This is a genomic window from Streptomyces sp. NBC_00102 (assembly GCF_026343115.1).
Lineage (GTDB): Bacteria > Actinomycetota > Actinomycetes > Streptomycetales > Streptomycetaceae > Streptomyces.
In genome coordinates this window covers 1,503,238-1,528,581 of sequence record NZ_JAPEMC010000001.1, presented here as the reverse complement: position 1 = coordinate 1,528,581, position 25,344 = coordinate 1,503,238, and the positions used below count along the sequence as shown (strand labels likewise).

The window sequence follows — 25,344 nt, the reverse complement described above, 5'->3', positions numbered from 1 at the left end:
TCCGGCCCCCCGCCGCTGTCCCGGCGGCCGGCCCCCCGCCCGCGTTTCCCGTTGTTCCTGTTGTCCCCGTTGTCCCCGTTGTGGTCATGCCGGTGACGGTACGTGTGTCCCCGGGCCGGACGGCAGAGTCGTGCGTACGGCTTCCGGCAGGACAAATGTCATGGATGCCGGGAGGGGGCGGCCCCGCCCCCCCGGAAGGGCGACAGGGGCGGCCCGGCCCCCCGGAAGGGCGACAGGGGCGGCCCGGCCCCCCGGAAAGGCGACAGGGGCCGCCCCCGGCCTTCCGGCCGGGACGACCCCCGTCTCCCCGTTCTCTCAGGACACCCCGTTGTCCCCGTGGGAAGGCCGGCGGTGCCGGCCGTGCGCCTGCGCGGAGTTGGTCTCCGCCGACACACCCCCTCGGTGCTTTCCGGAGCCGCCGGCGTCGGCCCGCTGCGTGTCCGCCCCCGGCGGGCACGTCTGGATCGTGTCGGTTCGGGCTTCAGACATGTGGGAAGTCACCCCGTTGCGCTCGCTTGCGTGTGTACAGGGGCCCGCCGCCACCCGTGGTGGTCTCTCCGGATCTGGTCCTGCTTGTCCGAAAAGAGGCCCCTGGGCGCGGTCACACTGCGCACCCGTACGGAACGACTGCGTAGCCCCCGATGGATTCTAGCCAGACGCCGGACCGCCGTGCAGCGGCGCCTGCCCCAGTGGAACCGGCCTACACCCCACAGGAGATGATCCGTCGGCGGACGGTTGCGCTCCGGATGTGCCGGGTGTGCCGTTCGGTGCTCCGGGAGCGCACCGCGCACCGCCGTACGGCTCCGGCGGGACGTCTTCGGGAGCCTCCAGGCGTGCCAGCCCGCAAGGCACGTCGGGGCGGGAGTACGGCAGGCTCAGTACGCCGTCGCGGCTCCAGGAACCCGCCCCGGCCGACCAGCCTGCCGGGGCGACGAACTGGTGCAGCAGACGGCCGGTCGGACGCCAGACGCCGAGCCAGCTGCCTGCCGCACCGTCGATCCGCAGCGCCACCGCGCAGCTCTCCGGCATCAGCATCTGCCCCGGCTGCACCGCGAACGGTGTGACGGTCACGTCCGCGTCCGCCGCACGCAGACACTCCGGGAAACGCACCGGCAGCGCGCTGCCCAGCACTCCCCAGCCCAACCGGTCCTGACCGGGTGCGTCGGAGCGCAGCAGGAAGAGTCCGCTGTCCGGTTCGGCGATCAGCAGCCGGTCATTGCTCTCCGGTGCGATCTGGAGGAGCGGAGTCACCTCGCCGCCGCGTTCGAGGTCGACGGCGACCGTCTTCACCGGTCCGCCGCCGGGCGGCCTGCGGTCGAGGGCCAGCACCCTGCCCGTACGGTCCAGCCAGACCCCGCCCGAGCAGAGCCCCGGTACGTCGGCCACGTGCTCGGGCCCGAAGGTGCCGCCCGCCACCCGCCAGACGGAGGTGGTGAAGATGCCGGGTGCCAGGGCGTAGACGCTCGCCCCGTCCGGGGCCGGTGCGAGCAGCGTCATGCGCTCGCACTCCACGGTCCCGAGTGCGAGCTCACCGGTTTTGGGGCCGGTCGGGTAGAGCAGCGAGAACGCGTGCCGGTCGGCGACCCGCCGCCGGATCAGCACCCGCCCGTCCGCGAGCGGCACCACCTGCGAGTCGGGTTCCTCCGGCTGGTCGAGCGGGAGCGGCACGGCGTACGGCTCCGGGCCGTCGAGCGTCCACCGCTCCGGGTACCAGCCACGGCCGAGCGCCTCGCTGCCGCCCATCGTGAGCCGGGCCGCGTACCCGCCGTCCGCCGAGAGGGTCAGCGTCCCCGCCGCGTGCGGGGCCCGGTGGCCCGCCGCTGCCGGGGGACGGGCGGGCGGGGGCGGGATGCGGCGGGGGAGGGGCGCGGCCTCGGCGGGGGGCGCCGAACGCCGGGTGGCCGACATCCCGGCGGCGTTCGCACGGACGGTACCGGGTGCGGGGGCCGCTGCGGGTACGGGCGGCGGGGCCGGTGCGGGTGGCGTCGCCGAGGTGGGCGAGCCGGTCCCCGGCCGAGCGGGTACGGCCGCCCCGGCGGGCGCCGCCGCTTCGACGGGTGCGGATGCCCCGGTGGAGGTGTGGAACGCGGCCGCCGTGGGAGAGCCGACGACCGCCCCGACGAGCGGGACGAGCGTGGTCGCGTCGACGCCCCGGCCGGTCGGACCGCCCGTGGGCACGACCGTCCGCCCGGTCACGACGACCCGGATGGACATCGGGGCCGTGCCCTCGTCCACGGGGGAACCGTCGGTCCCGGGACCGACGGGACGGGCCTCACCGGGGCCGTACCCGGCGGGCGCTGCGGGCCGGGGGGCGGGCAAGGGCAGGGCGCCGCCGTCGCTCGGCGCGACGTGCGGCGTGGTGGCCCGTCCGGAGCTCACCGGCCTCTGGGGTTCTCGTGTCTCAAAGCCCCGTGTCTCCGGCCCCTCTTGGTTCTGCGGCTTCCCGGACGCCCCGGGATCCTCTGGTTCCTCGGGCGCGGGTTCCGGCTCCCCGGCCGCCCCGACGCCCCCTTGGGTCAGACCTTCTGCGACACAGGCAGTCATGGGTGTGTCACCTCCGGCGACCGAAGCTAGTTTTCGCGCTTTCTACCGGCCAACGCCACACCCGCCGCTTCACACATAAGGATGGTGTAAACCGGATTTGCCCGAGAAACGCAGCGAGGCTGTGCTGCCGGGGTGCGCCAGGCCCCCGGCACCTCCGTAACGCCTTCCGAAGTCCACGCGGGGTGACGATGCGTGACCGGATCGGGGCGCTACGGGTGGGTACGCACAGCCATGACCGGTGGGGCGCGCGGGACAGGTAGCCTTTCCCCGTGCCCCGTCTGTCTGAAGTCATCGCCGAGCTCGACGCCCTCTGGCCCCCCGAGCGGGCCGAGGGGTGGGACGCGGTGGGCACGGTCTGCGGCGATTCCGAAGCGGAGACCGACCGGGTCCTGTTCGCCGTCGACCCGGTGGGGAGCGTCGTCGACGAGGCGGTACGGCTCGGGGCCCAGCTCGTCGTCACCCACCACCCGCTCTACCTGCGAGGGACCACGACCGTCGCGGCCGACACCTTCAAGGGCCGGGTCGTGCACCGGCTCATCACGCACGGCATCGCCCTGCACGTCGCGCACACCAACGCCGACACCGCCGACCCCGGGGTCTCCGACGCCCTGGCCGGAGCGCTCGACCTGCGGGTCGCCGGTCCCCTCGTGCCCGACCCCACCGACCCGCACGGCCGTCGCGGCCTCGGCCGGATCTGCGAGCTGGACCACCCCGAGACGCTCAGCGACTTCGCCGCCCGCGCCGCGGCCCGGCTGCCCGCCACCGCGCAGGGCATCCGGCTGGCCGGCGACCCCGAGGCGCTCGTGCGCACGGTCGCCGTCAGCGGCGGCTCCGGCGACAGCCTCTTCGACGCGGTGCGTGCGGCGGGCGTCGACGCCTTCCTCACCGCCGACCTGCGCCACCACCCGGCCTCCGAGGCCGTGCAGCACTCACCGCTCGGCCTGGTCGACGCCGCGCACTGGGCCACCGAGTGGCCCTGGTGCGAGCAGGCCGCCGCACAGCTCGACGCGATTTCCGACCGCCACGGATGGGACCTGCGGGTCCACGTCTCGAAGCAGGTCACCGACCCCTGGACCACCCACCACTCTTCTGGAGCCCCCAACTGAACGCCGCGCCCGCCGACCAGATCCGACTTCTCGACGTCCAGGCCCTCGACGTTCGCCTCGCGCAGACCGCGCACAAGCGGGCCTCGCTGCCGGAGCACGCGGAGATCGAGTCCCTCACCAACGACCTCACCCAGCTCCGTGACCTGCTGGTCGCCTCGCAGACCGAGGAGAGCGACACCAGCCGCGAGCAGACCAAGGCCGAGCAGGACGTCGACCAGGTGCGCCAGCGCGCCGTCCGCGACCAGCAGCGTCTCGACTCCGGCGCGGTCTCCTCGCCGAAGGACCTGGAGAACCTCCAGCGCGAGATCACCTCGCTGGCCAAGCGCCAGGGCGACCTGGAGGACGTCGTCCTCGAAATCATGGAGCGCCGCGAGGCCGCCCAGGAGCGGGTCACCGAGCTGACCGACCGGGTCGCCGCCGTCCAGGCCAAGATCGACGACGCCACCGGGCGCCGGGACGCCGCGCTCAAGGAGTTCGACGCCCAGAGCGAGACGATCAGCAAGGACCGCGCGGTCGTCGCCGACGTCATCCCGGCCGACCTGCTGAAGCTGTACGACAAGCTCCGCACCCAGCAGGGCGGGGTCGGCGCCGCCCGGCTCTACCAGCGCCGCTGCGAGGGCTGCCGCCTGGAGCTGAACATCACCGAGGTCAACGACGTGAAGGCGGCGTCCCCCGACACCGTCCTGCGCTGCGAGAACTGCCACCGCATCCTGGTGCGCACCTCGGAGTCGGGCCTGTAATGGCCTCGTCCCACCAGCTCGTCGTCGAAGCCGACGGAGGATCCCGGGGCAACCCGGGGCCCGCCGGTTACGGCGCCGTCGTCGTGGACCCGGCGACCGGCGAGACCCTCGCCGAAGCCGCCGAGTTCATCGGCGTCGCGACGAACAACGTCGCCGAGTACCGGGGCCTGATCGCCGGCCTCCGGGCCGCCAAGGCGCTGTTCCCGGAGGCGGTGGAAGGTTCCGTCCGGGTCCACGTACGGATGGACTCGAAGCTGGTGGTCGAGCAGATGTCGGGCCGCTGGAAGATCAAGCACCCCGACATGAAGCCTCTCGCGGCGGAGGCGGCCGCCGTCTTCCCGCCTTCCGCCGTCACGTACGAGTGGATGCCGCGCGAGCGGAACAAGCACGCGGACCGGCTCGCCAACGAGGCGATGGACGCGGGCCGCCGGGGCGAGCGGTGGGAGCCCTCCGCCTCCACCGCGGCCCTGGACGCCCCGGCCCGGCCGGCCGTCGGCGAGTTCGGGGACGTACCGCCCCGCGAGGTGGGCGACGCCTCCGCCGGAGCGGCCAAGGTGCGCGCCGCCCTCGCCGCCGCCCGTACCGGATCGGGCTCCGGTTCGGGCTCCGGCTCCGGTTCAGGTTCCGCGGGCGTTTCCGCCGCGGCTTCCCGTACGCCCGAGGCGACCGCCGCCCCGGCCGCCACACCCCGGGTGGGCTGGGCTGCCGCTCCGGACATGGGCGCCCCCGCCACCTTCCTGCTGCTCCGGCACGGAGAGACGGTACTGACCCCGGAGAAGCGATTCTCCGGCAGCGGCGGCACCGACCCCGAACTCTCTGCCACCGGCCGCGAGCAGGCCGAACGCGCCGCCGCGCACTTCGCGGCCCTCGGCACGGTCGAGGCGATCGTCAGCTCACCGCTGCGCCGGTGCCGCGAGACGGCGGGCGCGGTGGCGGCCCGGCTCGGCCTCGACGTGACGATCGACGACGGGCTGCGGGAGACGGACTTCGGCGCCTGGGAGGGGCTCTCCTTCGCGGAGGTGCGCGAACGGTACGGCTCCGACCTGACGACCTGGCTCACCGACCCGCAGGCCGCACCCACGGGCGGCGGCGAGAGCTTCGTGGAGGTCGCGGACCGGGTGGCGGTCGCCCGCGACCGGCTGGCCGCCGCGTACGCCGGCCGTACCGTGCTGCTGGTCAGCCACGTGACGCCCGTCAAGACCCTGATCAGGCTCGCGCTCGGCGCCCCGGCGGAGTCCATGTTCCGGATGGAGCTCGCCGCCGCCTCGCTCTCCGAGGTCGCGTACTACGGCGACGGCAACGCGTCCGTACGCCTCTTCAACGACACCTCGTACCTGCGCTAGGCCCGTCGCCCAGGGGGGCGTCTCAGCCGCGCAGGGCCGCCGCCCCGGCCGCCAGCCGCTCCACCCGGGCCCAGTCCTTCGCGGCGACGGCCTCGCTCGGGAGCATCCAACTGCCTCCGACACAGGCGACGTTGGGCAGGGCGAGGTACTCCGGTGCGCAGGCGGCCGAGATGCCTCCGGTGGGACAGAACCGCGCCTGCGGCAGCGGCGAGGCGAGCGCCTTGAGGTAGGGGGTGCCGCCGGCCGCCTCGGCCGGGAAGAACTTCATGTCGGTGACCCCGCGTTCCAGCAGGGCGACCACCTCGGAGGCGGACGAGACGCCCGGCAGGAAGGGCACCCCGGACGCCCGCATCGCCGCCAGCAGGGTGTCCGTCCACCCGGGGCTCACCAGGAACCTCGCTCCCGCGGCCACCGTCTCCGTCACGTTCGCCACGGATATCACCGTGCCCGCACCCACCACGGCCTCGGGCACCTCGCGCGCGATGGCCGCGATGGCGTCCAGCGCCGCCGCGGTCCGGAGCGTCACCTCGATCGCCGGAAGCCCGCCCGCGACGAGCGCCCGGGCGAGCGGCACCGCGTCCGCGGCGTCCTCCAGCACGACGACGGGGATGACGGGGGCGAGATCGAGCACGGACGGGGCGTGGACGGACGCGGCGGTGGGGGCAGGGCTGGAGGCGTACGCGGCGACGGGTGCGGGGGAGGTCATGGCGTCATCCTGCCGCCCTCCCACACTCCCTGCAACGGCCGTTGCGCATGCTGCAACGGCCGTCGGGTCGCCCGTGCGGCGGACCCCTCAGTGGATCGCCCTCGGCGGACTCCGGGAGCGGTCTCCGCCGGTGGTTCTCCGTCAGTGGATCTCCGTCAGTGGATCTCCGTCACCACGACGTCGAGCGACCACGGCCGCCCGGCGCGGACCGGTGCCTGCGCCTCCACCACGTAACCGAGGCCGCGCAGGACCTCCACGAGCTCTTCGGGGCCGGCCGGAGCGGCGCCCGCCTCCAGCAGGTCGCGGACCATGCGGCCCTTGGTGGCCTTGTTGAAGTGGCTGACCACGGAACGCTTCTCGACCCCGTCGACCAGCTGCGAGTGGAGCACCCGCACGCTCGCCGTACGCCCCGCGAGCTCTCCCTTCGGCTTCCACGCCGACGCGTACGCCGAGGACCGCAGGTCCAGGACGAGCCCGTCACCGGCGGCCTCCGGCAGCACCGGCTCCATCGCGGCCCGCCAGTGGGCGGCGAGCGAGCCGAGGCCCGGCAGCTTCACCCCCATCGAGCAGCGGTACGAGGGAATCCGGTCGCTCACGCGCACCGCACCCCACAGCCCGGAGAAGATCAGCAGCGAGGCCGAGGCGCGCCGCTTGGCCGCCGCATCGAGCGTGGCCAGATCCAGTGCGTCGTAGAGGACACCCGTGTAGATCTCGCCGGCCGGCCGGGTCGGGGCCGTACGCAGCTCCGCGTTCTTGGCGACCTCGCCGCGCAGCCCCTCGGTCAGCCCGAGCACACCGCGCGCCTTCTCCTCGTCGGCCATGCACAGCTCCACCAGCTCGTCCAGCACGGCCGCACGCGCCGGGGCGAGCCCCGGCAGCGACAGGGACTCGGGCTTCAGCGGCGCCCCGCGCCCCGGGGCGGCCTTGCCCTCGGAGGGCGGCAACAGCACGAGCACGGCGGTTCTCCTTCGTACGGGGGCGGTAGACCCAGGTTACGGGGCCGGGGGAGGCGGAGGGGCCGCCGTCCGCCCCGGCAGCCCGGCGGCCGTTCGGTACCCGGGAAGGGCTTCACCGGCGCCCAGGAGGGGCTCCTTCCGGCCAGCACGGCCGGATCTCGTACGATCGCGATTTCGGCCACGGACACTCCGGGGCCAGGAAGGGTATCCGCGTGACCCACCTCGTCGGCAGCCTCGCCACCGGCCGCCCCCGGCAGATCGTCGACGCGGCCCGCGCACTGCTGGAGGAGGAGGGCCCGGAGGCCCTCACCATGCGGCGCCTGGCCGAACGGGTGGGGTTCCAGGCCTCGTCCCTGTACAAGCACTTCCCCGACAAGTCCTCCGTGGTGGCGGCCCTGGCGGCCGAGATGTACCGCGAGACGGCCGCCGTGCTGACCGCCGCCGAAGCCTCCGCGCCCGGCTCGTTCCCCGTCCTGGCGACCGCGTACCGCGCCTACGCGCTGGCCCACCCCCACCTCTACCTGCTCGCCACCGGCTGCCGCCCCGACCTTCCGGCCCTCGCCCCCGCCCGCCGGAAAGCCGCCGCCCCCCTCTGCCGGGCCGTCGACGGCGACATGGACCGCGCCAGGGCCGCCTGGGCGTTCGCGCACGGCATGGTCGTCCTCGAACTGAACGGCCGCTTCCCGCCGGAGGCCGACCTCGCCGAGGCGTGGACCGCGGGCATCACCGCCTTCGCCCACTGACGCCCGGCCGCCCGGCCGCCCGGCCGGGTACGATGGCGGCACGGCAGACGAGCCGGGCGGACGGCCGCGTGGAGATCCCCGGATCTCCCCGAGGAACGTCCGGGCTCCACAGGGCAGGGTGGTGGCTAACGGCCACCCGAGGTGACTCGCGGGACAGTGCCACAGAAAACAGACCGCCCGGGACCCAGGTCCCGGGTAAGGGTGAAACGGTGGTGTAAGAGACCACCAGCGCCTGAGGTGACTCAGGCGGCTAGGTAAACCCCACCCGGAGCAAGGTCAAGAAGGACCGCCGCAAGGCGGCCCTGCGCGAACGTTCGAGGGCTGCCCGCCCGAGTTCGCGGGTAGACCGCAGGAGGCCGGCAGCAATGCCGGTCCTAGATGGATGGCCGTCTCCCCGGCCGCCGCGAGGCGACCGGGCGACAGAACCCGGCGTACAGCCCGACTCGTCTGCCTTCAGTTTCCGCTTTGGCGTGGAGGCATTCCCGCCTGTGGCGAGGTTTCCAAGATCCGACCGGCAGTGCTGTCCGGATGAGCGTTGCCTCGGTGGTTCCCGAGGCCGGGGTGGCAGCTGCTCGTGGCGACCGTGTTCGCCGGGAGCGCCGGCGGCGTTCTTCCAGTGGGGACCGTACGTGTGCCGACCCGCTCGCTGGTCGTCGTTCGTGCAAACGACTCCTGAGGCTGGTCATCTGTGCTTACCGACTCCTGTCAGTGCCTGGTGATAGACCTTCCACTGGCCATCGTGAATCAGGCCGGTAGAATTGATTCAGAAGGAGGTGCAACGTGGATCTCAAGCTTGTGGGGGAGCGGATCCGCCGCGAGAGGGAACGGGCTGGGTTGAGCCAGCGTGACCTCGCTGCTCGTGCTCACCTCTCCCAACCGACCTTGAATCGCATCGAGAACGGCGCCCGCGCCAACTGCACGCTCGCTGAGTTGGACCAACTCGCGGTTGCCCTCGATATTCCTGTGCGGCTGCTCACCAGCGGAAACCCTGTTCACAGCAGAGTCCGCGTCGCCGCGAGGGCGAATGATGTGGTGGCCGAGGAGCGCGAAGAGGCGTTGAGGCACACGCTCGAAGTGCTTGAGCTCGATGCCCGACTGGACAAGCTCGGGACGGACACGACCCAACAGCGCAAGCTGGAAGGTTATCTGCCTGTGCCGGACGAGTGGCTGCCGCAGGAAGATCAAGCCAGAGAGTTGGCGCAACGGGTGCGGACAGCACTCGATCTCGGTGGCGCGCCGATCGCTGATGTGGACGAGTTGATTGAGCAACTCACCGGTGTCGACACGGCAGTTCTGCGGTTGCCGCAGACTACGGACGGGTTCACCGCCACAGACCCGGAGCGTGAAACGACGCTCGTCGCGGTTCGAGCCTGTGATGTCCCCGAACGCCAGCGGTTCAGCTTCGCTCACGAACTTGGGCACCTGCTTTGGGATGACGGTGCCCAAGTGCATGAGCTGGACGACCGGCGAACTCCGGGAGAACGGCGGTGCGATGCCTTCGCTCGCCACCTCCTGGCCCCAGAGGGAGGCATCAAGACCTGGCTAACGGCCGAAAATCTGCCAGAAGACTTCCACGTGAACGAACGGACGGTCGCATTGCTGGCGCGCCATTTTCGCGTCAGCTTCGTGGTCATACTCATCCAGCTCGAATTGATGAATCTGATCACGGAGAAGCAGAAAAAAGATATGCGAGGGCCGACCGGCGCCCAGCTGGCGCAACGGTACGGCTGGGGTCCGGCGTACAAGCAAGAACAGGAATCCGCCGAAGCGGTGAGGGCCCCGCGGCGAATCCTCGAACGTGCTGTTGAGGCGTACCGGCGGAACATCATCGGAGTTCGTGCTGTGGCCATGCTCGAAGGTCGCAGTCCGGAAGAAGTGGAAGTCAGGCTGAGGGAAGCTGGAATAGTTCCCAGTCCCCCGACCCCGAAGTTCGCCAACATCTCAAGGCTGGCTGCCCGTGGGCTGGCGAAGGGCTAGTCCTGTGCTCCAGTGAAGCGCTGAGCGTGCAGTGCCTCCGGCCGACGGTCGGAGGCACTGCACTCCACGTATCCGCTCTCTCGGCCGACACGCTGGCCGAACCCTCACCCGTGCCCGCCCGCATGTCGCCAAGACCTCGACCGCGAACCGAACGGACGTGCGCGAGCGGGCCTAGTAGAGTGGCCCCGGCGCAAGCGTCGAAAGGGTGGGGGATTGCCCAAGGAGCAGATGGAGGCATCCAGTGAGGATGCTTCGCCGGAGCGACGGGAACCTGTCTGCATTCTGGACGCGGTTATCTGTGTGCACTTCGTCGGTGCGAACCTCCAACGCCTTCTCGTAGACGTGCTGCACCAAGCTGACCTGGTGCTCATGGTGCCGCAGGAAGTTTGCGACGAGGTCGCTCGCAAGGACCGGAAGTATCACGGGCTCAAGCTCAGGTGGACACGCTTTACCGCCAGCGACTGCGTCGAGGTTCTCCCGGCGCTCCAGGCCCAGTCTGTGTCGGACCGCGTGGTCGAGGTTTTCGTGGAAGTGCGAGGCCGTCAGCTTGAGGACGCCTTGCGGGAGTCGAAAGATCTCGGCGAGGCGGTTGTCGTGGCTCATGGAGTGCACTATCGGGACGAGGGTCACGAGGTCCTGGTTGCCATCGATGACCAAGGAGGCCAAGCTCTGGCAGCGGAGCAGGATCTCGAAGTCATCACCGTGGAAGACGTTCTGGTGCTCGCCGTCCAATTCGGGAAATTCCCTACTGAGGGTGATCTCAAGAAGGCCTACGAGAAACTCCGAAAATTTGGGGACGGATTGCTCCCGTACGGAGGTTCCGAGTTGCCGATCACGTTCAAGGAGTGGCGGGCCCGCAGCTCAGGTTGATGGCCTGCGGGAGGAGGCCGACCGTATCGAGGGCGTCGACCACGACGTGGCGCTTGCGTCCGTCCGTCGACCAGCTTGCTGCCGTCGAAACCGCGAGTGCCGGAGCCGGCCACCGCATCCGCTTTCACCGACTGCGAATCAATCACTTCCCAGCCGTCGGCAGGGCCGCACCACCACCCACTCCGCGTCCGCCATGTCGCTCGGACCCCGGCGCTCTCGCAGGCGGTTGTCACAACAGCTACTTACGCGTCGGGGTGCTCCGGCAGGGCGAGCCAGTCCGACCAGGAGATCCCACGCCCGAGGAAGCGCGGCTGCTCGAACGGCCAGTCGACGGCGATCCACTGCGGCACCAGCTCGTCGAAGGCCCGCTCGACCTTGCCGCCCACCAGCTCGTCCACCACCCACCAGGAGATCTCGCCGTCCGCGCCGGCCCTCTCCGGTGGGTCGATGTAGACGCAGCCGAGCAGAGCCGTCTCCGCCGCGTCGAACAGCGCGTAGTTGAAGGACTGGTGTGCGGCGATCTCGTTCTCGTGCCGCAACAGGTCGGCCCGGTCGGCCTCGTAGGTCATGGTGGCCGCCGGCCAGCCCCAGGCAGGGCCGAAGATGGTCCACAGCCGCTCGCGCGAACCCATCACGGCCGGATAGTCGAGTGGGGTGTCCGCCTCCCGGATCGGCCGCAGGTGATGTCCACTGCCCGGCAGCGGTACCAGGACGGGATGGACGAAGTCGTCGGGGAGCCAGCTCATGGCGCCCGACCGTAGCAGCGGGCGACCATCCGCTCCCACGGATTTTTCCCCGCATCCGTCGGGTGTTCGGGCGGTGGTCGTCGCCCCGGCCGGCTCACCAGCCCTCTGCGCCGGTGAGTTCGACGACCGGGCGGCGGGTGGCCTCGGGGAGGCCGAGCCGGCGGCGGGCCCGGTGGACGGCGGCGAGCTGGTCCGCGGCCTGCGGGCCCCAGTCGGAGAGGTCGGCCGCCTGCTCCGGGGTGGCGAGTACGCGGGTGTACGCGGGGCCGTCGGCCGGACCGGTGGGTGCGGGGCCGACGCCGTCGAGCGTGGCGGCGTAACGCAGTCGGTCGGGCTGCCCCGTGGGAGACACCAGGTGACCGAGGAACAGGGGCGTCCCGATCCGGGCGGCCGCGTCCTCGGCGACCCCGCGCCGCAGGGCCGCCGGCGGGTCACCTCCGTCGAGCGCCTCGTACGCGGCCCCCGGCAGGTGGGCGAGGCCGGTCCCGGGGTCGAGGAGGAGAAGTACACGACCGTCCGGCGCGAAGAGCCATCCCCGGACCTCGGACGCGTGCAGCCGGGGCGGGGTCGCGCCCGGGTGCCACGGAAGGTGCTGTTCGGCGCGGGCGGTACGCAGGACGGCGAGGCGGTCGAGGACCGTGGGCGCGATCGGCCGGCCGTCTTCCAGGAGCACCGTGCCGGAGCCGTCGATCCGGGCGCGCAGCGCGGAGAGGGCGCGGCGGGCGTCGCGCGGGGAGAGCAGATCGGGCAGCCGGGCGGGTTCCACGAACTCGATTCCGGTGATCTCCCTGTCGGGGAGACGGATCTCCGCGATCCGCTCCTCCTCCCATGTGCCGCCGTCGAAGACGTGCAGGATCTCGCCGGGGTACCGCATGACCGCGGGCGCGCCGACGGCGTCGGTGGAGACCCAGTCGACGGCGAGACCCCGGTCCACCACGGCGACGACACCGAGCTCCTCCAGCAGCTCCCGCGCGGCCGCGTGAGCGGGCGACTCGCCCTTGTCGACCGCGCCGCCCGGCAGGAGACAGGTGTCGCGGTAGTCGACGCTCTGGACCAGGACCCGCCCGAGCCGGTCGGTGATCAGCACGGAGGTGCCCGCCCACAGAGCGGCCGAGGCGCGCAGGGCCCCGTACTCCTCGTCGCTCATCACCGGGCCGGGCGGAGCACTCGACGGGGACGGGGACGGGGACGGGGACGGGGACGGTACGCCGTGCCCGGCGGGCCCGGGCGGTACGGCGGAGGTGCGGGGGTAGGCGTGGACGGGCACCAGGCCGGGAAGGACTCCCGGCCACACCGCGTGCAGCGCCTGGGCGGAGGGCGCGAAGATCCTCCCCAGCGTGGCCAGGTCGTGGAGCTCGTGCCACTCCCAGCGGACGAATCGGTGCGGCTCCAGCAGGCCGGGCTCGCCGCTCCAGCAGGTCACGCGGACCACGACCGTGAGGCGGCGTACGTCCGCCCGGTCGTCGTGGAGGACGGTCAGCACCCGGGCGTCCTCCGTACGCGCTGTCAGCCCGGTCTCCTCCGCCAGCTCCCGTACGGCCGCGGCGGGCGCGGACTCGCCCGTCTCCACCCGCCCGCCCGGCAGTTCCCACATGCCGCGGGTGGAGCGCCCCAGAAGCACCCGCCCGGCCGTGTCGGTGACCACCGCCGCCGCACCGGCCACCGCCTGCGGGGCGGGCCGGCCCTTCTCCACCGGGGCGAAGGTGCCGCCGGGCCCGCGCAGCACCAGGAACACCAGACCTCCCGCGTCGAACCGGGCGCTCTCCTCGAAGCCGTCCGCGAGGAGGGCGAGTTCGTCCTCGTCCAGGGCGGTGGCGCGCCGCTCCTCGGGAGTGCGGTCGGCGAGGGGAGTGATGACGACGAGCGCGCCGCCCTCGCGCAGCCGCGCGCCGAGCCCGCGCAGCACGCGGGAGCGGTCGCGGAGGAAGGCGAGGGACAGCCGGAACGTCACCAGGTCGTAGCCGTCCTCGTGCAGCGGGGCCGGGTCGCCGTGCTCGATGTCCAGGTGCAGCCAGCGCACCCCCGGGGCACCGCCGCGCTCGGCGCGGGCGCGGTCGAGGGCGCCCCCGGCGAAGTCGGCGCCGTCGACGGTGTAGCCCAACGAGGTCAGGAACACGGCGAGTTCACCCGTGCCGCAGCAGGCGTCCAGGGCCCGGCCGCCGCCCTCGGGTGCCGGAACGTGCTCGGCGAGGAGCCGCTTCTCGTCCTCCCCGAGCCGGGCGAAGTCGCGCCCTTCGCCGAAGTGCGCCGACCAGTCGTCCCGTGCGTATGCCACAGATCGCTCCTCGTGCGGGGACAGCGTGTGGTGTCCGGTGGTTTTCGCGACGGCCGGTCCGGCCGGGGCATGAGGCTCAACGACGCGGCGGCGGCGCCGAAGGCGTGTGTTTCGGCCGGAACCGGACGGCGGGGGACCAGGCCGTACGGTACGTGCGCCCGTATCCGCCCATGCGGCACAAGGTGCCGGGCGGGACGGGGGATGGCCGAAACTCCGGGGGCCCGCCCGTCGTCCCTGTGGCGGACGGGCCCGCCCGGTGCACGGACCGGGCCGGATCCGCGGAGGTCCGGTTGCTGCCCCGCCGGGCCCCCGCCAGCATGAGGGGGTGGCAGACGGAGGGCCGTCCCCGGAGACGGCGCGGCAGGAACAGTGCGCGTTGCGTGTCTCGATGGCGTTCTCGGTCGCGCTCGCGGGTGTGGGCCTGGTGTGGGGGCTCGTCGCCGGGTCGCAGGTGATCCTGCTCGACGGCGTCTACACCGTCCTCGGCATCGGCCTCTCCTGGCTCGCGCTCCGCGCCTCGCGCATCGCCGCGGCCGGTCCGACGCGGCGCTTCCCGTTCGGGCGCGAGTCGCTCGTACCGGTGGTCGTCGGGGTGCAGGGCCTCGCCCTGATCGGGACGCTCGGCTACGCCGCGGTGGAGGCGGTACGGGTCATCCTGGAGGGCGGCTCCGAGGTGGCGGCGGTGGGTCTGGCCGTGTACGGAGCGGCGACCGGCTTGGCGTGCCTGGCGGCGTACGGCCATCTGGCCCGGCGCGGTCCGCGGTCGGACCTGATCCGCACGGAGGCCACCGTCTGGCTCGCGGGGGCGGTGACCAGCCTCCTCATCGCGGTGGGCGGCGTGGTGGCGCTGGTGCTGGGCACCACGGTGTGGAGCGGCGCGCAGGAGTACGCGGACTCGGTGCTGGTCCTGCTGAGTTGCGCACTGCTCGGCGCGCTGCCCGTACGGATGCTCCGGCAGGCCGCGTCCGAGCTGCTGGAGTCCGCCCCCGAACAGGCCGTGCAGCGGCGGGTGGGGGAGGTGGTGGAGCGGGTGCGGGCCGCGGAAGGGCTTCCCGACCCGGTCGTGCGCACCAGCAAGGTCGGCCAGAAGCTGTACGTCGAGGTCGCGTTCGTGGTGCCGTCCGGCAGATGGGACGTGGCCGGCGAGGACCGGGTGAGGCGGGCGCTGCGGGACGGGCTCGCCACCCTGCCCTACGACCCGTGGTGCGTCGTGGAGATCACCTCGGATCCCGGGCTACTGCTCTGAGCCGCCAGTGATCCGGTCCCGGTCCATCGGCGTGACGCATGGCGCGAACGTGCTCCCCGCTCACCCGCACACCGCCTCCCACCTCGCGTTTTACCGTACGAGTGTCCCGGAGCGCGGCGCGTTTCGGACTCAACTCGGCTCCCTGGAACGGCAGAAGTGACCGGGCAGGGATTGAAATCCTTCACGCCACCCCCATATGATGCGTTGCGTGATGGCGGATCAGAAAAAAGATTCGCCGCGCAGAGGGATTCGACGAGGGAGGTGGACCGTGACCGGGAACTTCGCGGAGGCAGCGATGCGGTCCTTCCCCGCCGCGAACCGGATGCCGGCGCCGAGTGCCGGGCTGCCGCAGACCGACCGCGTGCGCGCGAGTGCGGTGCGGCTCGAGTGTTGTCGTTCCTGTACCTGTTGTTGTTGAACAGCTGAAATTGCGCTGTTCGGCCGAGTTCTCCCGGTCGGCCCAGGCACCTTTCCGGTGCGCTCCGTCCGGTCGGACCCGTCTCGGCCCGCCACCCCGGTGAACCGGTGCGCCGGTGAATCGGTGTCCCGCACCCCGTGCGTACGGCTCTGACCGGTCCCGGCCTCCGTCCTTCCGAGTCACCCCGCATCGACCTGTTCCCGAACGGTCACCCTGCCGCAGCGCGACGGGCCGGATCATATTCGGGATAGGTCATGTGATCCACCCCATCCACCCCATCCATTGCCGACGTGCGCGCTGAACCGCGGCGCGCACGGACGTCCGCCTGCGACACGGAGCATGATGTCCAACGCACTCGCGCGTACCTTCCAGGCCGTACCGCTGTGGGGCCGACCGTCCCGGCCGGTGATCATCGGCGTCAGCCTGGTGGTGTCGCTCCTGTCGATCGCGCTGTCCGTCGTCATCGGTACGGCGGGCATCAGCCTGGGCGACGTCTTCCACGCGATCGCCATCCGCGTCTTCGGTGCGCAGTCCAGCGAAAGCTTCCGGCCCACGGAGGTGATCGTCACCGAACTCCGGCTGCCAAGAGCCCTGTTGGCGTTCCTTGCCGGAGCCGCCCTGTCGGTCTCCGGGGTCGTCATGCAGGGGCTGCTGCGCAACCCGCTGGTGAGTCCTTACACCCTCGGCCTCTCCCCGGCCGCCTCCTTCGGCGCGGCGCTGGCCATCGTGCTCTCCAACAAGGCCGGGCACACCCCGTCCTCGGTCGTCGTGATCTTCAGCGCCCTGCTCTTCAGCCTGATCGTCTCGCTGATCGTCCTCGGCGTGGCGTCCCTCAAACGCATGAAGGCCATCACGCTGCTCCTCGTCGGCATGGCCTTCTTCCAGCTCTTCGAGGCGCTCACCTCCGCCACCCAGTTCTTCGCCGACGAGAACACGCTGGCCGAGATCGTCCACTGGACCTTCGGGTCGGTCAACGATGCCACCTGGCACCAAGTGCTGGTCGTCACGATCCTGTTGGCCGTCACGCTGCCCTATCTGTTCGCCCGCGCCAAGGCGCTCAACGCCATCGCCTTCGCCGGTGACGACGCCGCGGCGAGCCTCGGGGTCAACGTACGCAGCACCCGGCTGGTGCTCATCGTCTTGGTGGTCGTCCTCACCGCGGTGGTCGTCTCCTTCACCGGAGTGATCGGCTTCGTGGGGCTCGTCGGCCCGCACATCGCCCGCCTGGTGGTGGGCTCGGACCACCGCTACCTGCTGCCGTTCGGGGCCATCGCCGGCGGCCTCCTCATCCTCTACGCCGACGTCGTCGGCCGGGCCGTGCTCTCTCCGGTCGTGATCCCGGTAGGCATCGTCGTCGCGCTCATCGGCGCGCCCCTCTTCATCAACCTCGTACTCTCGAAAGGGACGTTGGCCCAGTCATGACGCTCTCCGTCGAAGGCGTGGCCTTCTCCTACTCCCGCAGCCGGTCGGTGCTGCACGATGTGAACCTGGCCGTCCGCCAGGGAGAGTTCGTCGGACTCCTCGGGCCGAACGGCTCCGGCAAGTCGACGCTGACCAAGCTCATCGCCCGCGTCAACAAGCTGCGTACCGGCTCGATCAGCTTCAAGGACAAGCCCCTCCACCACCTGCGGATGAGCGAACACGCCAAGGTGGTCGCCTACGTACCGCAGTCGGGAGAGCCCACCTTCCAGCTCTCCGTGCGTGACTCGGTGCTGCTGGGCCGCACGCCGTACTTCGGGATGCGGCCCCGCTCCCGCGACTGGGAGATCGTCGACGCCGCGATCGAGCACGTGGGCCTCACCGGCATGGCGGCCCTCTCGGTGGGGGACCTGAGCGGCGGCCAGGCGCAGCGCGTCCTCATCGCCCGCGCCATCGCCCAGGAGCCCGAGATCCTGCTCCTGGACGAGCCGACCAGCGCACTGGACCTGCGCTACCAAGTCGAAACCCTGCGTCACATACGCCATCTGACGCACAGTCGGAACCTTGTTTCGCTGATCGCCATCCATGACCTCAACCTGGCGGCCCGCTTCTGCGACAAGGTCGCGATCCTCCAGGGAGGCCGGATCGTCGCGTTCGGCCGCCCCAACGACGTGTACGACAGCCTGATGCTGGAGCAGGTGTACGGCCTGGAGGTCGACCTCTTCGAGCGCGACGGCACCGTCCAGGTGCACCCGGTCATCGAGTCTCCGCGCACCGCAGCGCCGCCCGTCGCAGCACCGCCCACCGAAGAGCCGCCCGCCGACGAGCCGCGGTCCGGAGAGCCGCTGCCCGTCAGCGCCACCCCCTGACGCCCAGCGTCCGCCGGCCGGCCGCCCCACCGCCCCACCGCCCGGCCGTTCAGCCGTCCGACTTCGCCGTCCGCCCCTTCGCCCAGAGACCGTGACGACACACATGACGACGCCCATCACGACAACCGCGCACACATCCGTGAAGAGATCCACGAGGAGCGAAGTGAACCGTCCACCCACCCGCAGGCTGCGCACAGCGGCCTCAGCGGCCCTGCTGACCGTCACGGCCCTGCTCGCGACCGCCTGCGGCGGGAACGCGCAGGACGGTTCCGCCGGGGCGGCGGACGGATCGGGCGCCGGTTCGTCCTCCGTCACGGTCACGGACAGCGCGAAGCGCGAGGTCACCTTCCCGGACGGCCCGATCGGCAAGGTCGCGGTCGTCGGCGGCTTCAATGTCGACCTCGCCCTCGCCCTCGGGGCCCGCGACCAGATCGTCGGCATCGACGAGAAGACCATCGACCAGGAGAACTTCGCCGGCTTCCCGTCGAGCCTGTCGATCGGTGCCGGCGCGGACGCGCTGAACTACGAGCAGATCGTGGGGAGCGGTGCGCAGGCCGTCGTGATGTACGCCAACCAGCCGTGGCAGGCGGCCGAGACCTCGCTGAAGTCCGCCGGCGTCAAGGTGCTGGTGGTGAGCTCCTGGGTGTCGCACGACTGGAAGACCAACGTCCAGCTGCTCGGCAAGGTGCTGGGCCGCGACAAGGAGGCGGCGAAGGTCCTCGCCTTCACCGACAAGGTCGGCGCCCTCACCGCCCGGGCCGCGAAGGAGCCTACGCGGGCCACCGCGTACTACGAGGACAACGCCGGCAAGACCAGCGGTGTGGAGGGCGGCAAGACGCTCGCCTTCACCGACGCCCACGTCGAGAGCATCTTCGCCGACAGCCCCGGCAACACCATCGACTCCGACCCGGCCGCCGTACTGGCCGCCGACCCCGACGTCATCGTGGTGGAGACCGACAACCTCTACGGCGGCCGTTCCGATGCCGATTACCGGGCGATCGCCGACGAACTGCTCGCCCGGCCGGGCTGGAAGAACCTCAAGGCGGTCAAGAACGGCAAGCTCTTCCTCTTCAACCCGTGGGCCTTCGACCTGGCGGGCAACCAGATCTCCCCGCTGCTCTTCGCCTCGTTCGCCTACCCTGACCGCTACCAGGACGTAGACCCGCTGTCCGTCGTGGAGGAGTGGTCGAAGGACTTCATCGGGGCCACGAAGTTCACGCCGCAGGGCTACGTGTATCAGGTGGCAGCGCAGTGACCGGGCGCGTCCGGGCGGGGCTCGTGCCGGGTCCCGTCCGGACGCGCCCACTGGGGGACCACATGGAGTCGAAGAGAGGGGCAGCGCCCGCCGGTCCAGCCGGTCGTGACGCCCGACCGGCGCACACCCCGGCCGGCCCGGACTCCGCGCGGGCGAACGAGACGATGGACGAAGAACTCACCAAGGAAACCCCGGACACCAACGACGTCGATCACCTCGACGACTGGCTCGTCCACCACATCGCGGCGGCGGGGTCCGCCGAGTCCGTCGTGCCGCTGCTCGAAGGGAAGATCCGGGAAGGGGCCATCCGGCCGGGCACGCGGCTGCCCACGATCCGCGCCCTGAGCGAGCAGTCCGGGGTGAGCTTCCGCAACATCCGCGACGCCCTCGCCGTGCTGCGGGGCAAGGGGCTCGTGGAGACGCGGCGGCGGGGCGGCACCGTCGTCGCCGACCCCCTCGCCGGCCCCCGTCCGGCACCCGCCGCCGAACCGGCCGGCACGGAAGCCGTACCGGCGGCCCAGACCGGCGAGCTCGCGCACGCCTCGTCCGACCCGGAACTCCTCCCGGACCTGACCGAAGCACTGGCCACCGGTCTGCGGAGCCCGAACCTCCACTCCAACGTCCGGCAGTACATCACCGACCGGCTGCGGACCGTCGCCCAGCGGGACTGGCCGTTCGCCGCCGAGGCGTACATCGCCGGAGGCAGCGGTGCGGAGGCCGCCCTGCTCTGCGTGGGCACGCTGGCCGGGCCGAGCGGGAAGCTCGCCGTCGACGTACCCATCAACCCCGGCCTCCTGGACCACATCCGGCGCCTCGGCCTCGACGTGTTCCAGGTGCCCGCGGACGCCCACGGCGCCGACCCGGCCGCCCTGGCCAGAGCTCTGGAGCAGGGCGCCCGCACCTACCTGTTCCAGCCGACCGGCCCGTACGCCATGACGCCGCCCGCGACCGCCGAGCGCATGGACGAACTCGCCGGGGTCGTCGCCCGCTTCGACGACGTCGTCGTGGTCGAGGACGACGCGGTGGGCCCGCTCGCCCACGTACCCGGCCCGACCTTCGGCACCGTACTGCCGGGACAGGCCGTACGGGTACGGTCGTTCTGCCGGTCCTACGGGTCCGACCTGCGCACCTCCGTGATCGGCGGACCGCGCGAGGCCGTGGACCGCATCCGCGACAGCCGTAGCTACGGGCTGGCCGTCAACAGCCGCATCCTGCAGGACGCGCTGGCCCACCTCATCGAGAGCTCCACCACCGCCCGGACCCTCAAACGGGCGCGGAGCGTGTACGCCAAGCGCAAGGCGGCACTCGCCGACGCGCTGGAACGCCGCGGGATCCCCAGCGTCTCGGGCCCGAACGCCCAGTTCCTCTGGGTCGAAGTGAGCAGCGAGGTCGACACCCTCATCGACCTCGCCACCGCCGGCTACTCGGTCGGCGCGGGCAGCCGCAGCTTCGTCGAACCACCCGCCACCGGCCACCTCCGCATCGCCACCCTCCGGCTACCGGACGATTCGGCGGCGATCGACCGGATCGCCGACGCGATCGGGCGCGCGATGCACGGGCAGATGCGCGACCTCTACGCCTGAGGGCCGCCCCGCAGCTCGGGGCGGGGTCGCCTCCCCGCGCGGTGTCCGGGGGAACACGGGCCGGGTCGGGGGTGCCGCGTCAGCCGGGGTTCGCCCCGTCGCGCCCCCCGGCACGGCCCGCCCCACCTCGATCCGCCGGACACCGCCCGGCCGGACATGTACCTCAAGGAGACCATCGTGACCGGACTCTCGCGGTCGACGCTCGGGCTGAACCTGAACGTCAAGCCCGCCGGATCGCACCCCGCCGCGTGGCGCCACCCCGCCGTGGACCTGGCGCAGATCAACGACATCGACGCGCTGCTCGACATCGCACGCACCGCCGAACGCGGCGGATTCGACGCCCTGTTCCTCGCGGACAAGCTCACCTTCTCGCGTGAACCCGCCGCCGTGGCGCCGGCGTTCGAGCCACTCACCCTGCTGTCCGCACTGGCCGTCGGCACCAGCCGGATCGGCCTGATAGGCAGCGTCTCGACCACGTACTCCGACCCCTTCGTCGTCGCCCGCCAGACCGCGTCGCTGGACCGGATCAGCCGCGGCCGCTTCGGCTGGAACGTGGTGACCAGCGCCATCCCGGCGGCCGCGCGGAACTTCGGCCAGGACGCCCTCCCCGAACACGCCGCCCGCTACCGCAGGGCCGACGAGTTCGTCACGGCCGTCAAGAAGCTCTGGGACAGCTGGGAGGACGACGCGATCGTCGAGGACCGCGAGCGGGGCCGGTACGTCGACCCGGCGAAGATCCACGCCGTCGACCACGCGGGCGAGCACTTCCGGATCGCCGGACCGCTCAACTCGCCCCGGCCGCCCCAGGGGTGGCCCGTCGTCGTGCAGGCCGGCTCCTCCGGCGACGGCCGCTCCCTGGCCGCCCGGCACGCCGACTCCGTCTACACGACGGCCAGCGCCGTCGACGAGGGCCGCGACTTCCGCACGGACCTGCGCGCCCGCGCCGAGGCCGAGGGGCGCGACCCGGACTCGATACGCGTCTTCGCGGGCTTCCGCGTACTCGTCGCCGCCACGACGGCCGAAGCGCGTGCGCTCGAAGCCGAGTTGAACCAACTCGCCGACCCCCGCCACGTGCTCGGACAGGTGGCCCTGTTCAGCGGCTACGACCTGAACCACCTCCCGCTCGACGCCCCGCTGCCCCCGGTCCCCCCGGTCGAGAGCTCCCAGTTCCTACCGCTCCCACCTGCTGGCGGTGCACCGCTTCGTGGAGCGCGAAAAGCCGCGCGCCGTACGCGAGTTCCTCCAGGGGCTCGGCGGCGGACTCGGCTCGGACAACCTGCTCGTCGGCGACGCCGCCACGGTGGCCGACGGGCTGGAGGAGTGGTTCCGCGCCGGGGCACTGGACGGCGTCAACCTCCAACCGGACCTGCTGCACCAGGGAACGTACGCCATGGTCGAGCACCTGGTCCCCGAGCTGCGGCGGCGCGGGCTGCGCCCGCCGGAGTACCCGGGGACGACCCTGCGCGCGAACTACGGGCTGCGTCGGCCCGCGCGACGCGCCGAGGTGACCGCCCATGCCTGAGTCAGCCGTACCGGCCGAGCGGACCGTGGTCGTGGTGGGCGGCGGATTCCGGGGAACCTCGGTCCTGGAGAGACTGGTGGCGAACCTGGAGGAGTTCCGGCCGTCCGGCGGACGGCTGCGGCTCGTCTCCGTGGACGAGTATCCGCCCGGCCCCGGCCGCATCTGGCGCACCGACCAGAGCGCCGACCTGCTCATGAACACCCCGGCATCCGCCTTCACCGTGTGGCCGGACGCCTCGGTCAGCAGTGAAGGACCGAAGGCCGCCGGGCCGAGCCTCTGGGAGTGGCTGCGGCGGGTCGCGGACGCCCTGGCGGCGCGGGAGACGGCCGACGGCGGTACGCCCGACGCGGGCCTGCCCACCGACGGAACCGGCCGCCCCGTCCTCGGCAGGGCGCTCGCCGCCGACCTGGCGCGGCGCCCCGTCCTGGCGGCCTCGGTCAGGGCCGCGACCGCCGACACCTGCACCCCGCGCGTCCTGCTCGGCCACTATCTGACCTGGTGCCACGAGACGGTGACCGGCTCGCTTCCGCGGGGGGTGCGCCACGACTGGTGGCGCGACCGGGTGACCGACGTCGAGCGGACCGGCGGGCGCTACCGGCTCACCCTCGCCGGCGGAGCCGCCCCGCTGCTCGCCGACGCGGTGGTCCTCTGCACCGGCTGGTCCACCCCGGCCCGCGCCCACCGGGCCGCCGGTGATCACGAGAAGCCCGCCGGCCCGGGGAAGCCCGTCCGGCGGCTGCGCGGCGACAACGCGAGCGACCAGGACCTCTCCGCGGCCCGGCCGGGCGCCGACGTCGTGGTCGAAGGGCTCGGGCTGAGCTTCTTCGACGTCACCACCCTGCTCACGGCGGGCCGGGGCGGACGCTTCGTACCCGACGACACCGCACCGTACGGCCTGCGGTACGAGCCCTCGGGCCGGGAGCCCGTGCTGCACGCCACCTCGCGGCAGGGCGTGCCCTACTGGTGCCGCCCGGGTACGGACGTACCGGACGGGGCCGGCCGGCACCGCTTCCTCACCGGGGCGCTGCGCGGCCGGCCGCGGCCGGGACGGTTCGACGGCCTGGGCCCGGCCATCGCCCGCGACACCCTCGGGGACTACTACACGCATCTCGCGACGGTGGACCCGGACGCCTTCGCGTTCCCGCTGACGGGCCTGCTGGACGCGCTCGCCTCGCTGCCGCCCGACAGCGACGCCTGGCGGGAAGCCGTCGCCGACGCGGTACCGGACCCGGACCTCCGGCTCGACCTGGACGGCGACGCGGCCCTCGCGGCGCGGGACTGGACCGACCAGGCGGGGTTCGAGGCCGCGATCCGCGGCCGCCTGCTCCTCGACCTGGCCGAGACCGCCAAGGGCGCCGCGAGCAGCCTCAAGGTCGCCCACCGCTCCTTCGGCAAGGCGCGCAAGCTGCTGTTCGGCGCGGTGCAGGACGGCGGGCTCACCGCCGAGAGCTGGTTCGGGGAGTACGCGGACTTCGTCGACCTGGCGTTCCGGCTGAACAACGGGCCGCCGCCGGTGCGCCTGCGGGAGCTGCTGGCCCTGCACGACGCCGGTGTGGTCCGGTTCCTCGGACCGCGCGCCACCCCCGGGGAGCGGCCCGGTTCCGGCGGGCACCCGTGGTGGAGCTCGGCGGCCGTACCCGGCACCGGAGTCCGCTCGGACCTGGTGATCGAGGCACGCGTACCCGCCCCGAGCCTGCACGCCGGGACCGATCCGCTGCTGCGGGCGCTGAGCGGCCGGGGGCTCGCGGAGAGCTTCCACCTGGACTCGGCGGACGGTCCGGTGCCCACCGCCGCGCCCCGGGCCGACCCGCTGACCGGACTCCTGCACGAGCCCACCGGCGCGCAGGACCCCGACGGCCCGGGGCCGCGGCTCTACGCGCTCGGCGTGCTCATGCGCGACACCCGGGTGTCCTCCCTGGCCGCGCCCGCGCCGAACACCGACGCCGTGGCCCTGCGCGAGTCGGACCGTACGGCCCGGAGCGTGCTGGCCGGAATCTGGGACGGCCGCCCCGACGACGTCGTACCGCTGTCGCCGGGTACGGCCGCGGGACACAGGACCACGACGAGCGAGGTACGGGCGTGACGACGGAAACCGGTGCCCGCGGGGCCGTGATCACGGCCGGGCAACTGCTGGAACTGCTGGAACGGCCGGGTGACGGACGCGGTCCCGTGCTGCTGGAGATCGGCCGCGAGCCGGCGGACGCCCCGGAGGCGGCGGACCGTCTGCCCGGCGCCCACTACGTGGCCCTGTCCACGCAGCTCGCCGGCGAACGCCGCCCGGACTCCGGCAGGTACCCGCTGCCCGGCGCCGAGGAGATCCAGCGGCAGGTGCGGCGCTGGGGGATCGACGCGGACACGGTCGTCGTCGTCCACACCCGTACGGACCTCCAACTGGCTACCCGGGCTTGGTTCGTACTCACCTGGGCGGGCGTCCCCGACGTCCGGGTCCTGGACGGCGGCCTCGACGCGTGGGTGGCGGCCGGAGGCCCGCTCGGCAGCGGTGAACCGGCCGAGGGCGGCGGGACGTTCACCGTGACGACGGGCTCGCTGCCGACGCTCGACGCGGAGAAGGCCGCCGGGCTGGCCCGGTCCGGCACGCTGATCGACGCCCGCCCCACGGCCGCCTACACGGGGGTGGAGGGCGGCGGGCACATCCCCGGCGCGCTGAACGTGCCCGCCGCGGCGCACCTGGGCCCGGACGGCCGGCTGAAGGGGCTGGACGAACTGCGCGAGCGGTACGCCGCCCTCGGCGCGGTGGAGGGCGCGGACATCGGCCTGTACTGCGGCGGCGGCGTCGCGGCCACTCTGGGCCTTTTCGTTCTGGACGCCCTCGGTATGCGTGCCCGGCTCTATCCCGGCTCCTGGTCGGAGTGGAGCAACGACCCGTCCCGGCCCGTCGCGAGCGGCGAAGGACCGGGCTGACGAAGCCCCGCACGCGGCCCGTCCGCATCGCGCACGCACCAACCCCGTACGCGGCCCGTCCGCATCGCATTCCGTACCCCGCACCGCACCGCACCCGCACCGCA

The 25,344-nt window shown here is 72.5% G+C and carries 19 protein-coding genes, 1 other RNA gene and 1 pseudogene; 16 read left to right on the top strand and 5 right to left on the bottom strand.

Going from position 1 to position 25,344, the window contains the following annotated elements; all coding sequences use genetic code 11:
- Window positions 1-648 precede the first annotated feature (648 nt).
- Window positions 649-2,235 (bottom strand): hypothetical protein, encoded by a 1,587-nt coding sequence (locus OHA55_RS06760; RefSeq protein ID WP_323180372.1) that lies wholly within the window; start codon window positions 2,233-2,235, stop codon window positions 649-651.
- 578 nt (window positions 2,236-2,813) lie between these two features.
- Here OHA55_RS06760 and OHA55_RS06755 point away from each other — a divergent pair.
- The 3 genes from OHA55_RS06755 to OHA55_RS06745 are packed head-to-tail and all read left to right on the top strand — an operon-like array spanning window position 2,814 to window position 5,733.
- Window positions 2,814-3,650, top strand: coding sequence for a Nif3-like dinuclear metal center hexameric protein (locus OHA55_RS06755; RefSeq protein ID WP_266703746.1), 837 nt, complete (start codon window positions 2,814-2,816; stop codon window positions 3,648-3,650).
- The gene (locus OHA55_RS06750) at window positions 3,647-4,390 is read left to right on the top strand and encodes a zinc ribbon domain-containing protein (RefSeq protein ID WP_266710450.1); all 744 of its coding nucleotides are present in this window, start codon (window positions 3,647-3,649) and stop codon (window positions 4,388-4,390) included. The genes OHA55_RS06755 and OHA55_RS06750 overlap by 4 nt, the downstream gene beginning before the upstream one ends.
- Entirely contained in the window at window positions 4,390-5,733 is a 1,344-nt protein-coding gene (locus OHA55_RS06745; protein ID WP_266703744.1) for a bifunctional RNase H/acid phosphatase, read from the top strand. Before OHA55_RS06750 ends, OHA55_RS06745 begins: the two co-directional genes overlap by 1 nt.
- 22 nt (window positions 5,734-5,755) lie before the next feature.
- Here the strand turns inward: OHA55_RS06745 and eda are convergent, their stop codons facing one another.
- Together eda and yaaA are read right to left on the bottom strand one after the other, a co-directional pair.
- Entirely contained in the window at window positions 5,756-6,439 is a 684-nt protein-coding gene (gene eda, locus OHA55_RS06740) for a bifunctional 4-hydroxy-2-oxoglutarate aldolase/2-dehydro-3-deoxy-phosphogluconate aldolase (protein ID WP_266703742.1), read from the bottom strand.
- A gap of 155 nt (window positions 6,440-6,594) precedes the next feature.
- Entirely contained in the window at window positions 6,595-7,395 is an 801-nt protein-coding gene (gene yaaA / locus OHA55_RS06735; protein WP_266703740.1) for a peroxide stress protein YaaA, read from the bottom strand.
- 212 nt (window positions 7,396-7,607) lie between these two features.
- Between yaaA and OHA55_RS06730 the strand changes: the two genes are divergently transcribed.
- The 4 genes from OHA55_RS06730 to OHA55_RS06715 all read left to right on the top strand — a co-directional run bounded on the left by OHA55_RS06730 (window position 7,608) and on the right by OHA55_RS06715 (window position 10,985).
- Window positions 7,608-8,138 carry a TetR/AcrR family transcriptional regulator gene (locus OHA55_RS06730; RefSeq protein WP_266703738.1) on the top strand — a complete coding sequence of 177 codons (531 nt, stop codon included), beginning with the start codon at window positions 7,608-7,610 and terminating at the stop codon, window positions 8,136-8,138.
- Window positions 8,139-8,186: 48 nt separating this feature from the next.
- An RNA gene (gene rnpB / locus OHA55_RS06725) (RNase P RNA component class A) lies at window positions 8,187-8,588 on the top strand.
- Window positions 8,589-8,918: 330 nt separating this feature from the next.
- Window positions 8,919-10,115, top strand: coding sequence for an XRE family transcriptional regulator (locus OHA55_RS06720; protein WP_266703736.1), 1,197 nt, complete (start codon window positions 8,919-8,921; stop codon window positions 10,113-10,115).
- Window positions 10,116-10,328: 213 nt separating this feature from the next.
- Entirely contained in the window at window positions 10,329-10,985 is a 657-nt protein-coding gene (locus tag OHA55_RS06715; protein ID WP_266703734.1) for a hypothetical protein, read from the top strand.
- 242 nt (window positions 10,986-11,227) lie between these two features.
- Here the strand turns inward: OHA55_RS06715 and OHA55_RS06710 are convergent, their stop codons facing one another.
- Window positions 11,228-11,731 carry a GNAT family N-acetyltransferase gene (locus OHA55_RS06710; protein WP_266703732.1) on the bottom strand — a complete coding sequence of 168 codons (504 nt, stop codon included), beginning with the start codon at window positions 11,729-11,731 and terminating at the stop codon, window positions 11,228-11,230.
- Between the two features lie 94 nt (window positions 11,732-11,825).
- Window positions 11,826-14,006 carry a bifunctional class I SAM-dependent methyltransferase/NUDIX hydrolase gene (locus tag OHA55_RS06705; RefSeq protein ID WP_266703730.1) on the bottom strand — a complete coding sequence of 727 codons (2,181 nt, stop codon included), beginning with the start codon at window positions 14,004-14,006 and terminating at the stop codon, window positions 11,826-11,828.
- A 325-nt stretch (window positions 14,007-14,331) separates the two neighbouring features.
- Here OHA55_RS06705 and OHA55_RS06700 point away from each other — a divergent pair, with 325 nt between their 5' ends.
- From OHA55_RS06700 to OHA55_RS06660, 9 genes and pseudogenes are all read left to right on the top strand, one after another.
- Window positions 14,332-15,252 carry a cation transporter gene (locus OHA55_RS06700; protein ID WP_266703728.1) on the top strand — a complete coding sequence of 307 codons (921 nt, stop codon included), beginning with the start codon at window positions 14,332-14,334 and terminating at the stop codon, window positions 15,250-15,252.
- A 760-nt stretch (window positions 15,253-16,012) separates the two neighbouring features.
- A complete protein-coding gene (locus tag OHA55_RS06695) occupies window positions 16,013-17,092 on the top strand; it encodes an iron ABC transporter permease (protein WP_266703726.1) in 1,080 nt (359 codons plus the stop codon).
- Entirely contained in the window at window positions 17,089-17,958 is an 870-nt protein-coding gene (locus OHA55_RS06690; RefSeq protein ID WP_266703725.1) for an ABC transporter ATP-binding protein, read from the top strand. The genes OHA55_RS06695 and OHA55_RS06690 overlap by 4 nt, the downstream gene beginning before the upstream one ends.
- A gap of 163 nt (window positions 17,959-18,121) precedes the next feature.
- Window positions 18,122-19,213, top strand: coding sequence for an ABC transporter substrate-binding protein (locus OHA55_RS06685; RefSeq protein ID WP_266703724.1), 1,092 nt, complete (start codon window positions 18,122-18,124; stop codon window positions 19,211-19,213).
- A gap of 164 nt (window positions 19,214-19,377) precedes the next feature.
- Entirely contained in the window at window positions 19,378-20,796 is a 1,419-nt protein-coding gene (locus OHA55_RS06680; protein ID WP_266703723.1) for an aminotransferase class I/II-fold pyridoxal phosphate-dependent enzyme, read from the top strand.
- Window positions 20,797-20,952: 156 nt separating this feature from the next.
- Window positions 20,953-21,897, top strand: a pseudogene (locus OHA55_RS36560) (NtaA/DmoA family FMN-dependent monooxygenase); the annotation flags it as partial.
- Between the two features lie 103 nt (window positions 21,898-22,000).
- The gene (locus OHA55_RS06670; RefSeq protein ID WP_266703721.1) at window positions 22,001-22,318 is read left to right on the top strand and encodes a hypothetical protein; all 318 of its coding nucleotides are present in this window, start codon (window positions 22,001-22,003) and stop codon (window positions 22,316-22,318) included.
- On the top strand, window positions 22,311-24,401 hold the full coding sequence (locus OHA55_RS06665) for an FAD/NAD(P)-binding protein (protein ID WP_266703719.1): 2,091 nt from the start codon (window positions 22,311-22,313) through the stop codon (window positions 24,399-24,401). The genes OHA55_RS06670 and OHA55_RS06665 overlap by 8 nt, the downstream gene beginning before the upstream one ends.
- The gene (locus OHA55_RS06660) at window positions 24,398-25,240 is read left to right on the top strand and encodes a sulfurtransferase (protein WP_266703717.1); all 843 of its coding nucleotides are present in this window, start codon (window positions 24,398-24,400) and stop codon (window positions 25,238-25,240) included. Before OHA55_RS06665 ends, OHA55_RS06660 begins: the two co-directional genes overlap by 4 nt.
- The last annotated feature ends 104 nt before the right edge of the window (window positions 25,241-25,344 follow it).